General features: G+C 58.3%; 15 protein-coding genes. 11 read left to right on the forward strand and 4 right to left on the reverse strand.

Features of this window, described 5'->3' with window-relative positions:
* On the reverse strand, positions 1-873 hold the full coding sequence (locus COL8621_RS09725) for a heme/hemin ABC transporter substrate-binding protein (RefSeq protein ID WP_093967185.1): 873 nt from the start codon (positions 871-873) through the stop codon (positions 1-3).
* A complete protein-coding gene (locus COL8621_RS09730; RefSeq protein WP_093967186.1) occupies positions 870-1,925 on the reverse strand; it encodes a hemin-degrading factor in 1,056 nt (351 codons plus the stop codon). Before COL8621_RS09730 ends, COL8621_RS09725 begins: the two co-directional genes overlap by 4 nt.
* A 232-nt stretch (positions 1,926-2,157) precedes the next feature.
* Here COL8621_RS09730 and COL8621_RS09735 point away from each other — a divergent pair, with 232 nt between their 5' ends.
* From COL8621_RS09735 to COL8621_RS09760, 6 genes are read left to right on the forward strand one after another with little or no spacing between them, the layout of a single operon-like run.
* Entirely contained in the window at positions 2,158-4,122 is a 1,965-nt protein-coding gene (locus COL8621_RS09735) for a TonB-dependent receptor domain-containing protein (protein WP_306345716.1), read from the forward strand.
* Between the two features lie 20 nt (positions 4,123-4,142).
* The gene (locus tag COL8621_RS09740) at positions 4,143-4,601 is read left to right on the forward strand and encodes a hypothetical protein (RefSeq protein WP_093967188.1); all 459 of its coding nucleotides are present in this window, start codon (positions 4,143-4,145) and stop codon (positions 4,599-4,601) included.
* Complete coding sequence (locus tag COL8621_RS09745; protein ID WP_093967189.1) at positions 4,598-5,266, forward strand: MotA/TolQ/ExbB proton channel family protein; 669 nt, start codon at positions 4,598-4,600, stop codon at positions 5,264-5,266. Before COL8621_RS09740 ends, COL8621_RS09745 begins: the two co-directional genes overlap by 4 nt.
* Positions 5,256-5,633: an ExbD/TolR family protein gene (locus COL8621_RS09750; RefSeq protein ID WP_093967190.1), complete on the forward strand. Its 378-nt coding sequence runs from the start codon at positions 5,256-5,258 to the stop codon at positions 5,631-5,633. Before COL8621_RS09745 ends, COL8621_RS09750 begins: the two co-directional genes overlap by 11 nt.
* A gap of 3 nt (positions 5,634-5,636) precedes the next feature.
* The gene (locus COL8621_RS09755; protein WP_176438471.1) at positions 5,637-6,029 is read left to right on the forward strand and encodes an ExbD/TolR family protein; all 393 of its coding nucleotides are present in this window, start codon (positions 5,637-5,639) and stop codon (positions 6,027-6,029) included.
* Positions 6,026-6,853: an energy transducer TonB gene (locus COL8621_RS09760; protein ID WP_093967191.1), complete on the forward strand. Its 828-nt coding sequence runs from the start codon at positions 6,026-6,028 to the stop codon at positions 6,851-6,853. The genes COL8621_RS09755 and COL8621_RS09760 overlap by 4 nt, the downstream gene beginning before the upstream one ends.
* On the opposite strand, the gene COL8621_RS09765 is transcribed toward COL8621_RS09760, so the two are convergent.
* Both COL8621_RS09765 and COL8621_RS09770 read right to left on the reverse strand, forming a co-directional pair.
* Positions 6,850-7,755 (reverse strand): sugar kinase, encoded by a 906-nt coding sequence (locus tag COL8621_RS09765; RefSeq protein WP_093967192.1) that lies wholly within the window; start codon positions 7,753-7,755, stop codon positions 6,850-6,852. The two genes, COL8621_RS09760 and COL8621_RS09765, sit on opposite strands and share 4 nt — an antisense overlap.
* A complete protein-coding gene (locus COL8621_RS09770) occupies positions 7,755-8,453 on the reverse strand; it encodes a GntR family transcriptional regulator (RefSeq protein WP_093967193.1) in 699 nt (232 codons plus the stop codon). The genes COL8621_RS09765 and COL8621_RS09770 overlap by 1 nt, the downstream gene beginning before the upstream one ends.
* Positions 8,454-8,566: 113 nt before the next feature.
* On the opposite strand from COL8621_RS09770, the gene uxaC reads away from it, so the two are divergent.
* The 5 genes from uxaC to COL8621_RS09795 are packed head-to-tail and all read left to right on the forward strand — an operon-like array spanning position 8,567 to position 13,164.
* The gene (uxaC, locus tag COL8621_RS09775) at positions 8,567-9,973 is read left to right on the forward strand and encodes a glucuronate isomerase (RefSeq protein ID WP_093967194.1); all 1,407 of its coding nucleotides are present in this window, start codon (positions 8,567-8,569) and stop codon (positions 9,971-9,973) included.
* A 27-nt stretch (positions 9,974-10,000) separates the two neighbouring features.
* Positions 10,001-10,981 (forward strand): TRAP transporter substrate-binding protein, encoded by a 981-nt coding sequence (locus COL8621_RS09780; RefSeq protein ID WP_093967195.1) that lies wholly within the window; start codon positions 10,001-10,003, stop codon positions 10,979-10,981.
* 9 nt (positions 10,982-10,990) lie between these two features.
* Positions 10,991-11,560, forward strand: coding sequence for a TRAP transporter small permease (locus tag COL8621_RS09785; RefSeq protein ID WP_093967196.1), 570 nt, complete (start codon positions 10,991-10,993; stop codon positions 11,558-11,560).
* 3 nt (positions 11,561-11,563) lie between these two features.
* Entirely contained in the window at positions 11,564-12,844 is a 1,281-nt protein-coding gene (locus tag COL8621_RS09790; RefSeq protein WP_093967197.1) for a TRAP transporter large permease, read from the forward strand.
* A gap of 8 nt (positions 12,845-12,852) precedes the next feature.
* Positions 12,853-13,164: a cupin domain-containing protein gene (locus COL8621_RS09795; RefSeq protein WP_093967198.1), complete on the forward strand. Its 312-nt coding sequence runs from the start codon at positions 12,853-12,855 to the stop codon at positions 13,162-13,164.
* Positions 13,165-13,173 lie beyond the last annotated feature (9 nt).

A 13,173-nucleotide genomic window follows, 5' to 3' on the forward strand; every position in this document is an offset into this window, starting at 1 on the left:
TCACCCCCCGTAAAGCGCTGTGTTCAGATCGGCGATGGCATCCGCCGTGCGCGGGCCAAAGCCAAGCATGTAGAGCCCGTTCATACGCACCAGCGCACGGTTTTCCGCGGCAGGCGTGGTTGCGATGGCTGGCATCGCGAACAGCTCTTCCGTCATAGCTTCGTGATTTACACCCCGCGCCATCATCAGGATCACTTCGGGCGCGGCAACGCTGATTGCCTCGTCCGTCAGTGGCTTATACCCCTCAAAACCAGAAACGGAGTTCACGCCCCCTGCCATACGGATAATCGCATCCGCCGCAGTGTTTTCGCCCGACGCCAAGATACGGCCGCCTTGGGTGCTTAGGATAAACAACACGCGCTTCTTATCGGCATCGGGAATGGCACCCGCTGCACCTTCGGCTTGTAATATCTGCGCGTCCACCTGCCCAGCCAACTGTTGCGCCGCATCGCTGACGCCCAGCGCCTGACCGACCGCCAAAATTTTATCGTACACCCCTTGCCGCGAGTATGCCTCTGGGACAGTGGTGAACGATATATCGGCATCCTGCAAAACAGCGATGGTTTCCGGCGGGCCTGCACCTTCTTCAGCAATAATCATACCGGGGTTAACCGAAAGCACCCCTTCGGGTGACAGCGCACGCATATAGCCCACATCAGGAAGCCGCACCGCCGCCGCCGGAAAACTGGAGGTCGTGTCACGGGCGACCAACCGATCCTCTTGACCCAGCGCATAGACGATTTCGGTAATTGACCCACCGATGGACAGCACCCGCGATGTATCCACCTTGGGGTCTTGGGCTTGGCTTCCGGTGACACCGGCAGTCAGCGCCCCAAGGAACAGTATCGCACTTAGATGCGTCGCCCGGATCATGACGCGCCCCCCTCTTCCAGCGTTTCAAGGCTTTCTACCAATGCGCCCCATTGTGGGCGGCTGTCGCGCGTTTCCGTGCGTCGTCCGAAGACTTGGAAGATAAGCGCGCCGTCTTTGTCGAACGCCTCTACCGAAATGGCAGGGCCGCGTTGTGTGGGTTTATCCACCGCCCACACCTCTGCCACGTGGTCCAGCCGCAGGTGCAGGTTGAAACGAGGGTCCAGCACGTTTTGCCAAGGCCCCATAGGTTTCAGTGTTTCGATCGGTCCGCCGTGGATCTGGATACAGCCCTTGTTCCCGACAAAGACCATTACCTCCATGTCGGTCGCCGCAACGCCCAACAGCATTTGATTGATCGCCGCCGGTGCCAGTGGCCGCACATAGGGCGCACCCACAATACGGTAAGCCCCCAAACGGTTCATCTTTAGCTTGGACGTTAGGCGCATGAATTGGTGGGTGTCGGTCATCCCCGCCCATTCTTTGCGCAGGATATCCAACTTTGACACATCCGCCTTCGGCGTTTCGGCAGGCTTACGGGGCTGGCATTCAATGACTTGGCTTGTATCCCCTAGGGCCAACTGTTCAACAACGCCGGACCACGCCGATATGTTAGAGGTTTCGCGCAAGTATATCTTGTGAACCGCATCCCCCGCCGCATCAAACACTTGAAGGCTGCGGCGGACACCGATGTCTGTCTCTTTTTCGACCGCGAAGGCGCTGACCCAGTGCGAGGGGAAGATACGCAGGTCAATCTCTTCGGCCAGCACCATCGACGCATGTGGGCCCGACCGGTAATTGGAATAGGCCCCGACCCGTTCGTTCACGCAGCTAATATTGCGCGTCAGGGCCATCACCTCTCCCAGTGTGGGAACAAGCCCCATGATCTGATCAGGATGGGCCGAAATTCGCGAAACGCCTTGCCCGACATGGGCGGCCAAAAGCTGCGCTTCGCTTATCTTAAGCTGATCGGCAAGATCGCGTTCCCGCAGTTTATTGTGTTCTACCCGCGCTTCACGAATTTCCGCTGGAGATGGGCATGTGGAAAGGGCCATTCGCCGCCTCTTTTTTCTAGGTTGAATAAGATGGCTACGGGGCGCGCACCGCCCATGGCTTAAAAGATAGCGCTTCTGGGCTATCCTTTATTCTTGACACTTTTAGTCAGTCTTTATACGAAACTCAAGTCGGAAGCATCAGCGACCGAAAAAATCCAAGAAACACGACACCGCGCCAGCCCATGCGAGCATCAGGTGAATTGCTTGCAACAAAGGGGACGGGCTCATGCGGATGACCCAAATAAAACGAATACTAATGGGCACAGCGTCGTGTCTGGCGGTGGTTGCCTCTGCGCAATCGGTCAGCGCACAGGATACAGGTGACGGCTATCTTGGCGTGCTGCTTCTGGGCGAAAACAAGCGCGACATTCAAACAGACGTCGCCACCGCCATCACCACTGTCGATGAAGAAGAGATTCGTGACCGCCAAGCGGGCACCATATCGGAACTGATCGACTCGGTTCCCGGTGTGAACCTTGTGAACGGCGCAACAGCCGCGGGCGCGGGTATCAACATTCGTGGCTTTGGTGCAAACGGCACCTACGGGACCGACCAGAAAGTTCTGATCCGTGTTGATGGCGTTACCCGGGGCAGCGAAGAGTTGTACCGGATCGGCAACCAACTTTACACTGACCCCTTCCTTTACAAAGAAGTGTCGGTCATTCGCGGCACTGTCGGGTCGTTCGAATACGGTTCTGGCGTTGTGGGCGGTTCCGTACAGCTTGTCACCAAAGACGCATCTGACCTGACCGGTGGCGAACCGGGGTTCAAGTTCCGCCAAGCACTTGAGTTTGAGACGAATGGCGATGGCATTACCAGTTCCTCCATCCTTGCATGGCAACCGACCGAGGATCTGGAATTTTTGGCCAACTACACCCGCCGCACCTTGGGCATTCAGGATGACGGCAGTGGCAACCTGATCAACCCGGATGCCGGCGATGTGGATGACCCATCATACCTGTTGAAGGGAAAGTATACATTCGGGGCGAACCGCGATCAGTCCCTGACCTTTGCCTATTCCGATACAGACTCTGACCAACGTGATGTTCCCTATGACGCCTTCGCACGGCTGGACTTTGGCAATGTCGACCGCACAATCAGAAATAAAACGGCTGAGCTGACTTACCGGTACAACCCGGTTCAGAACGACCTGATCGATCTGTCCGTAACGCTTAGCTATTCGGACGAGGTGATCACCAACGACGCGATCACTCCCGGTTCTTCGCTGCTGGATGCGGATCACCAATACGAAACCACCGCACTTTCGTTTCGCAACACGTCGTTGTTCGACACCGGGGCCGTGTCACACGACCTGCGCACAGGGTTGGAATTCATTCAGCGGGATCGGCTGGATGCCTATGCGGCATACGGTGGCGTAGATGACCGGATTGCCCTGTTTGCCGTTGATGACATGACAATCGCGGAAAACCTGACCCTGACACCCGCGCTGCGTTACGAAACCTCGCATGTCGAAGGGTCCACCGCGCCAAATGACGGCACCTATGACAATGACGCGCTGATGGGCGGCCTTTCGGCCCGTTATGCGTTTGGCAACGGCTTCGCGGTCTTCGGCAGCGCGGCCTATACCGAAAACCTGCCGATCATCGATGACCTGAACAACTCAGATTACATGGAACAGCCTGAAAAATCGCGCACCTTTGAGGTTGGCGCATCTTTCCGGCGCGCGGACCTGTTTGCAGATGGGGATGTCTTTGCAATTAAGGCAAACCTTTATCAAACGGCGCTGTGGGATGTGACGTCATATTCAGGCACCGAAAGCGTTGATACCAAAGGCCTAGAGTTGGAGGCATCTTACAGCCACAACGCCGGTTACTATGTTGATCTGAATACCAACATCGCGCGGGGCAAAGGATCCGATAGCGACGGCGTCAAAACCTACTGGGACGGCGTTCCGGCGGACAGCCTACGCGTGACCTTCGGCAAAACCTTCGGCGAAGAATTGGATCTAAGCTGGGAAGTTGTCGCCAATGACGGCATGACCCGCACGGATAATCCAAGCGCCGGATTTGCAGCGCATAACCTGCGCGCCACATACGTTCCGCAAAGCGGCGTTCTGGAAGGAACCGAAGTGCGCTTCGGGGTCGAAAACGTCTTTGACCGCCAGTACCAACCGCATCTTTGGACCCGCGCAGCGCCGGGCCGGAACTTCAAGCTTACGCTCGCCAGAACCTTCTGAGCGTAAAGGAGACACCCGTCATGTTTACACCACTCCCTCGTCGCGCGACCCATCTGGTGCTTGTATTTTTCTGTGCTTCCCTCATGAGTGTTGGTTCGGGTTTCGCGGCTGGTGAAAACGTTCCCAAACCGGCGGGTGTCTCAATCGAACTTAATGCACTGGACGAACAGTCCGGTGCGTGCCGCATCAGTTTTCTGGTCGAAAACCGGTATGGCGAAGACATCGGTCAGGCGGTTTATGAAACCGTGCTTTTCAACCCACAGGGACAAGTCGCGCGTCTGACCCTGTTTGATTTCCAATCGCTTCCGTCGCAACGCCCGCGCGTGCGCCAGTTTCAGATCGACGGGCTTGCCTGTAACGATATCGGGCGCATCCTGATCAATGGCGCGGATACCTGTACGGGCGATGGATTGCCGCCAAACGCCTGCCAAGACGGGCTTGATCTGAAATCCGTCACCATGGTGGAGCTGGTCGGATGACCGCGCTTGCCCAGCTTCAATCCAAGCTTACCCAGATCTATGACCTTGGCGGCCCAGTCGTGGCCGTGCTGTTGTTCATTTCAGCCGTGACGCTGTCAGTGGTTCTGTACAAGCTTTGGCAATATCAAGCCGCAGGTGTCGGGCGGCACAAGGCGCTAAGCCACGCCATCGCGGCCTGGGATCGCGGCGACCGTGTGGGCGCAAAGGCGCATTTGGACCGCAGCAAAAGCTACCTTGCACCGGTGGTTGGCATGGTCTTTGCCGCCCGCGACACGGCGACAGTCCCGCTCTCTGACCGGGTGGATGCCGAAGCGACCGAATGCTTTGCCAAGCTGGAACGTGGGCTGGGCCTGTTGGATGTCGTTGCACAGCTGGCCCCGCTTCTTGGCCTGTTTGGCACCGTTCTGGGAATGATCAAAGCCTTCCAAACCATGCAGGACGCAGGCGCGTCGGTTGATCCATCGCTGCTGGCGGGCGGCATCTGGGTCGCCCTGCTGACCACGGCTGCGGGTTTGGCCGTTGCCATGCCCACATCCCTGATCCTTGCATGGTTCGAAGGCCGGATGGAACGGGAACGCGTTTTTGCCAACCGTGTTCTGCGCACCGCCTTTGCCCCCGAAGGCCAAGCAGAACACCAACGCGTACAGGCCCTTCATGGCACTTAAGCTGAAACAACGGCGACGGCGGAAGCTTTCGATGACCTCGCTCATCGATGTGATCTTCTTGCTGTTACTGTTTTTCATGCTTTCTTCGACCTTTTCGAAATTCGGCGAGGTAGAGCTTTCCGCCGCCAACAGCGGTGGCGGCGACACCAACGCGACACGGCTGTTTTTAAAAGTGTCCGCCGATACGCTGAACCTGAATGGCGCGCCGGTCGCGATGGCAGCGCTGCGCGATCAGGTATCAGGCGGGACGGCTGGCGCGACCGTCGTCTTGGTCAGCTTGGCGCAAACCGCCAACTCTCAGCGTTTGGTCGACGTGCTGGCCGCTTTGCGCGGTCTGAAAGACGTTGATGTCTTGGTGATGGGCTAAGCCATGCTGACACGCCGAAGCAAACGCACAAAGGGCGAACCGACAATCGCGCTGATCAACATCGTCTTTCTGATGCTGGTGTTTTTCATGGTCGCGGGCACGCTTGCCGCCCCGCTTGATGGTGAGCTGAACTTGATAGAGACCGCAGGCCTTGAGGGGCGCGAACCGCCCGACACATTGGTCGTTCACCCCGATGGGCGGCTATCGCTGCGGGGTAAGACCGTGGTCTCGGTCGCAGAGTTCCTGTCCTCCCTACCGGCGGAACTGCGGACGAAAGACATTCGCGTCGTTCCCGACAAAGCGCTTCCTGCCCGTGACCTTCTGCGCATCGCGGCAGAGCTGCGCCAAGGCGGCGCTGCGCGGGTGATGGTTGTGTCGCAAAGGGCGCTGCCATGATCCCGGCATCGCGCACCGCCGCCGCGGCGTCGCTTTTGGCGGCGTTGGGATTGCATCTGGGCGGGGTTATGTGGCCCGCCCAAGGCATCCAGGTCGAGATTGAGGGCGGTGCCCAAGCCGTCGAAGCAAAACTTGGGACCGGGTTCGCGGATTTAGCAGCCGGGGTTAAGACGCCTGTCGATGGCGAAGACATCACCGCACCCGTGACACCGGCTGAAACGCCAACCAACACGCCCGTTACGGCACCGCCCGTCGCGGCCCCCTTGGCTTCCCCCACAACGCCGGCAGCCCAGCTAAAGCCATTAACGGCCCAACCGGCAGTGGCAACATTGGTTGTCGCCCCCACGCCCGACACCTTACAGCCGACAACACAAAGCATGACCTCTTCCCGCCGCCCGGCCAAGCGCCCCGAAAAGGTGGCCAAGGCGGTTTCAAAACCTAAGCCCCCGAAAAAGGGGAACTCTAAGAAGAACGCAACAGCAGGCACCGTGACGGGCAGCACCAAAGGGAAGTCTGCCAGCGCGGGGTCGGTTTCTTCGGGCAAAGCTTCCAGCCAAGGGAATGCAGCCGCATCAAACTATGCCGGGAAGGTCATGCGCAAAATTTCACGCGCGCGGCGGCAATCGGTCAACATAAACGCGGCCAGCCTTGTGTCATTCACCATCGCCGCGAACGGGGCACTTTCGGGGGTACGCATCGCCCGAAGTTCTGGGTCCGCCAGATTGGACAAAATCGCGCTGGCACAAATAAAACGAGCGGCCCCGTTTCCGGCACCGCCCCAAGGTGCGCGCCGCACCTTTACGATCGAGGTGAAGGGCCGTTAGCTCCCGATATCGACCAAAGCGCCGTGCCCTTGGATAACCTTACCGGCAAGCACACTGCCCTTTTCAACGGCCTCGGCCACGGGCGCGCCATCAAGGAACGCGCTTAGAAAACCCGCGTTAAAACTGTCACCGGCGGCCGTTGTGTCCACCACATCAGTGACCTGCACAGGCGAGTGGTGGCTATTTTCGCTGCCTTGCCGCACCAGCATTTGGCCAGCACCGTTTTTAACGACAACCAGATCGACCCCCGCAGATTGATAACGATCAGCCGTCGCCGCCAGATCGCTATCGCCAAAGTGCCACGCCTCGTCCTCGAATGATGGCAGTGCGATATCTGCGTGGGCGGCAGCCTGGGTGATGGCCGCACACATGTCAGCCGCGTTTGCCCACAGACGCGGACGCAGGTTGGGATCAAAACAAACCAACGCGCCGTTTTCGCGGGCACTCGCGACGGCGTTCAAGAACGTCGCGCGAGCCTCGGGCGTTAGGATCGCCAGTGTAATGCCAGAGAAATACACGACCTGAGCGCCGTCAAACGCGTTCTGCAGGTGCGCGGCATCATCCGCCAAGCCGCGCGCAGCACTTTGGCCGCGCCAATAGGAAAAGTGACGCTCCCCCTCTTCCAGCTCGATCAGGTAAAGGCCAACTGTCGCGTCAGGGCGTCGAACAATATGATCCGTCCCCACCCCAGACTGCGCCATGAACTGCGTCATCTGACGCGACACCGCATCGTCACCGACAGCCGTCACATAATCCACCGACCAGCTATCGCCCAACGCTTTGCGCGCGTACCAAACGGTGTTGAACGTATCGCCCGAAAACGCCATCGAAAATTGGTTTTCACCGGCTGTGGGCGCCATTTCGACCATACATTCGCCAACTGCCACTAAGCGCTTATTCATCAATCTTCCTCTGCAAACCATGCGTGATTTTCCGCCCGCAGGCGTTCGATAATTCCTTCAATGCGCGACAAATGATTGCGCACGCATTGTTCGGCGCGTTCAGGGTCGCGCGCTTTGACCGCGTCCATGATCGCCCGGTGGTCATCCAATGCCGTTTGCGACGCAAAGGCCAGCGACAAGTACCGCACGCGATCTGTATGGGCCTTATTTTCGCGAATAACGGCCCACGCAAAGGAAAGGCCGGCGGCATCGCAGATCATTTTGTGGAACATGTCGTCCAGTTGGTGAAAACCGGTGCGGTCCCCTGCATCCACCGCCGCCTGCTGGCGGGTTAGCATTTGGTCCAGCTCTGCGATCTGCGCTTCGGTCAGTACCTCGCAAGCTTTGCGGATAATCTCCACCTCGATCGCGGTGCGCACGAATCGCGCCTTAAAGACGTCATGCGCCGAAATCTGGCTAACCGTTGTCGCGCGCTGCGGTTGGACGACCAAAAAACCCAACTGGGACAGCCGGTAAAACGCGTCCCGAACGGGCTGACGGGATACATCCAGCTGCTTCGCCACCTCTGCCTCGGACATCTTCGTGCCGGGCGGAAGTTCAAGCGAAAGTACCTGCGCATAAAGGATATCGAACACCTGATCGGCGATTGATGATCGCGCGATAGGTTCGATTGCGCGCAGTTGCATCGGGTCAGCCATGTCATCTCCTTCAGTACGAATTGACAGCTTCGGCATACTAACATATTAGATTACTAGCCGAGTTTATGTCACTACATTTGTGACATGGCTAAAGCAGACAGAGGACAGCGGCAATGCCACGACTTAATCCAGATCGTTTATTCCCGTTGGACAGCAAAAGCCGCGACTTGGCGCGCGGGCTGTATAAAAGCGTCGAAAACCTGCCAATCGTCAGCCCGCATGGGCATACTGACCCCCGCTGGTTCGCGGAAAACCAACCCTTCCCCGACCCTGCCCAACTGTTCGTGACGCCCGACCACTATGTGTTCCGCATGTTGTTTTCGCAGGGAATCCCGCTGGAAAAACTGGGTGTGCCGCGCGTTGATGGTGGACCTACTGAAACCGATGGGCGCGAAATCTGGCGGCTGTTTGCCAGCAACTTCCACCTGCTACGCGCAACGCCTTCGCAGATGTGGGTGGAACATGCGTTGCAGGATGTGTTCGGGCTTGAAACCAAACTGTCAGCCACCACCGCAGATGCCACATACGATCACGTCGCCGATTGCCTGACCCGGCCAGAGTTTCTGCCCCGCGCCCTGTTTGAGCGTTTCAAGATCGAGGCAATCGCCACCACCGAAAGCGCGATCGACCCGCTGAACTGGCACGAAATGATCCGCAACTCGGGCTGGAAAGGGCGCGTTGTGACCGCCTATCGCCCGGATGCGGTTGTTGACCCTGAATTTGACGGCTTCGCGGATAACGTCGCCACGTTGGGCGAAATGACCGGCGAAGATACCACCACTTGGAACGGGTATCTGGCCGCGCATCGCAATCGCCGTGCGTTTTTCAAAAGCTATGGCGCGACCTCGTCCGACCATGGTCACGCCACGGCCCGCACCGAAGACATGCCACAGGCCGACGCCGCCGCCCTGTTCGCCAAAGCGCTGGCCGGGAAATGTTCGGCTGAAGAGGCTGACGCCTTTCGCGGGCAGATGTTAACCGAAATGGCGCGGATGAGCCTGGACGACGGGCTGGTTCTGCAAATCCACCCCGGTTCGTCGCGCAATCATTCCGCACCGATGATGGCGCAGTTCGGCCGCGACAAGGGGTTCGATATCCCAACGCAAACCGATTACGTGCGCGCGCTGAAACCATTGCTGGACGCGATGGGCACCGACCCACGGCTTTCAGTCATCCTGTTTACGCTAGACGAAACCGCATATTCGCGCGAACTGGCCCCACTGGCCGGCGTGTACCCCGCACTGAAACTGGGCCCGGCTTGGTGGTTCTTTGACAGCCCCGAAGGCATTATGAGGTTCCGCCAGCAAACCACTGAAACTGCTGGATTTTACAACACTGTCGGCTTTAACGACGACACCCGCGCATTCTGTTCCATCCCCGCCCGGCACGATGTCGCCCGGCGAGTGGATTGTGCTTATCTGGGCAATCTGGTTGCGACCGGACGTCTGGACGAGGCTGACGCATACGAGGTCGCCACTGACCTTGCATACCGGCTTGCAAAGCAAGCTTACCGGCTCTGACAGAGCTATCTTTGGGAGGAAGATAAAATGAAAAACGTCAAAACAGTAATGGCCGCGCTGCTGGCCAGTGCGGCGATGGCATCCGCCGCTGCTGCGTGCGAGGTAACGCTTCGTTCATCCGACACGCACCCCGATGGTTACCCCACGGTTGCTGCCGTTAACGCCATGGGCAAAATGCTGGAAGAACGCACCGATGGCCGCCTGTGCATCGAAGTGTTCCACTCTGCCCAGCTGGGCCAAGAGAAAGACACGATCGAACAGACACAGTTCGGCGTGATCGACATGAACCGCGTATCGCTTGGGCCCTTCAACAACATTATCGAAGAAACCCAGATCCCATCCCTGCCCTACATCTTCCGCTCGGTCGAGCATATGCACAAGGTGATGGACGGCGAAGTTGGCCAGCAGATTCTGGACGCGTTCAACGACCACGATCTTGTTGGTCTGGCGTTCTATGACGGCGGTTCGCGCAGCTTTTACAACAGCCAGAAACCGATCAAATCCATGGACGATCTGGCGGGTCTTAAGTTCCGCGTGATGCAGTCGGACATGTTCGTCGACATGGTTTCCGCCCTTGGGGCAAATGCCACCCCAATGCCTTATGGCGAGGTTTACTCCTCCATCCAGACGGGCGTTATTGATGGCGCGGAAAACAACTGGCCGTCTTATGACAGCTCGGGCCACTTCGAAGTTGCGAAATACTACACCCTCGATCAGCACCTGATCGTGCCCGAGGTTCTGGTGATGTCCAAAACCGCGTTCGACAAGCTAAGCGCGGAAGATCAGGCCATCGTTCGCCAAGCTGCGCGCGACTCTGTTCCTGTGATGCGCGACCTGTGGGCCGCACGCGAGTTGGAATCCGAAGCCCGCGTTCGCGAAGCTGGTGTCGAAATCATCACTGACATCGACAAGACCCCCTTCATCGACGCGATGGTGCCGGTTTACGAAAAATACGTAACCTCGCCCAAGCTGAAAGACATGGTCGCCCGCATTCAGGCAACCGAATAAGAAACTTCGATGGTCCGCGGCATTGCCTCGGGCCATCACGCCAACGGGGGAACAGGCGTGCAAAATATCCTGACTTCATTCGCGCGGGCCACCGGGGCCATTGCGCGAATTGCGCTTTGGGTGGCGGGCGCAGGACTTGTGACGATGACCGTGTTCATCGCCGCACAAGTTTTCTGGCGCTATGTGCTGAACGACAGCATCCAATGGACAGAACCCGCATCGGTTATGATCATGGGCTGGTTCATTTTTCTGGGCGCCGCAGTGGGCATTCGCGAAGGGTATCACCTGTCTTTCGATGTGGTCCTTTACGTCGTTCCTGATCGCATCAAACTGTTGATGCATTCAATTTCGGACGCTGTGGTCGGCGGGTTCGGCTTTGGCATGATCTGGTTCGGCTGGGAACTGGCCGCCAAGACCGCTGGAAACAAGCTGCCCTCGCTTGGAATATCGGGCGCGTTTGACTTCATCCCCATCGTGGGCGGAGGCGTCTTGATCGTCCTCTTTTCCCTTGAACGACTGGCACGCCGCGCTGCGGGGCTGCCAACTGCACGCTTCGGCGAAACCGAGCTGGAGGATTAATCCATGGAACTTTACGTCCTGTTCGGAACGTTTGTCTTTTTGCTGCTGATCGGCACGCCTGTTGCGTTTTGCCTTGGTGTGTCCAGCTTCGCCACTGTCGCCTATCTGGGCCTGCCCCCGGTCGTAGTGTTTCAGCGTTTGAATTCCGGCGTGTCGGTGTTTGCGTTGATGGCCATTCCATTCTTCATCTTTGCCGGTGACCTGATGGTTCGCGGCGATATCGCCCGCCGATTGGTCGCGCTTGCCGGGGCTGCCGTGGGCCATATGCGTGGCGGGCTTGGGCAGGTGAATATCCTTGCCTCTGTCATGTTCGGCGGCGTGTCCGGGTCGGCGGCGGCTGACGCCAGCGCCGTGGGCGGGCTGATGGTTCCGCAGATGAAGGAACGCGGATATGGCGTTGATTATGCTGTAAATATCACCGTCGTCAGCTCCATCATCGCGCTGTTGTTGCCGCCTTCGCACAACATGATCATCTATTCGATTTCGGCGGGTGGCAAAATCTCGATCGCTGATCTGTTCACCGCGGGGATCATCCCCGGTTTCCTGCTGGCGGTGTCGCTGATGACCGCCGCTTGGTTCGTCGCCAAAAAGCGCGGCTACCCGACCGAGGCTTACCCCGGCCTGCGCGCCATCGGCACGCTGTTCGCATCCGCCGTTCCCGGCCTGATCCTTGTCGCGATCATCTTTGGCGGGGTGCGTTCGGGCATCTTTACGGCATCGGAATCGTCGAACATCGCCGTGGTTTATGCGCTGGTCGTGACCCTGCTCGTCTATCGTTCGCTCAGCTGGCATGACTTTGTCGAGGCAACCTTCGCCGCCGTGCGCACAACTGCGATGGTGCTGATGGTTATCGGCTGCGCGGCCTCTTTCGGGTGGCTGCTGGCATACCTAAAGGTGCCCGCGTCGATGGTTGCCCTGTTGCAGGGCGTGTCAGACAACCCAATCGTGATCCTGCTGCTGCTGAACGTCGTTTTGCTGATCTTGGGCACGTTCATGGATATGTCGCCGCTGATCGTCATTACCACGCCGATCTTCCTGCCTGTGGCCGTCGCCTTTGGCGTTGATCCGGTGCATTTCGGCGTGATCCTGATCCTGAACCTTGGCATTGGGCTGTGTACACCGCCCGTGGGCGCGGTTCTGTTCGTCGGCTGTGCGGTCGGGCGCATCCCGATCTGGGATGCTGTGCGCTCTATCTGGCCATTTTACTTTGCGGCTTGTGCGACGTTGATGCTTGTAACTTACATCCCTGCACTGTCACTCTGGCTACCTGCCCTGTTTCATTGAGGTACCAAATGTCATCACCCTTCCCCATCATTGCTGCTGATCCCGGCGTCACACGCCAAGTCTTAGCAGACAGCCCCGAACTTATGGTCGTCGCCTTCGTCTTTGACGCGGGTGGCGAAGGTAAGCTGCACAACCACCCCCATGTTCAATCCACCTATGTTGAAAAGGGACGCTTCGTGTTCACCGTCGACGGCGTCGAAACCGAGGTCGGCCCCGGCGACAGCTTCGTCATTCCATCACAAGCAATGCACGGCTGCCGCTGCCTTGAGGCCGGAACCCTGATCGACACCTTCACGCCACGCCGCGACGATTTTCTTTGAAAGGATACC

The sequence above is a fragment of the Actibacterium lipolyticum genome (assembly GCF_900184935.1).
Lineage (GTDB): Bacteria > Pseudomonadota > Alphaproteobacteria > Rhodobacterales > Rhodobacteraceae > Actibacterium_A > Actibacterium_A lipolyticum.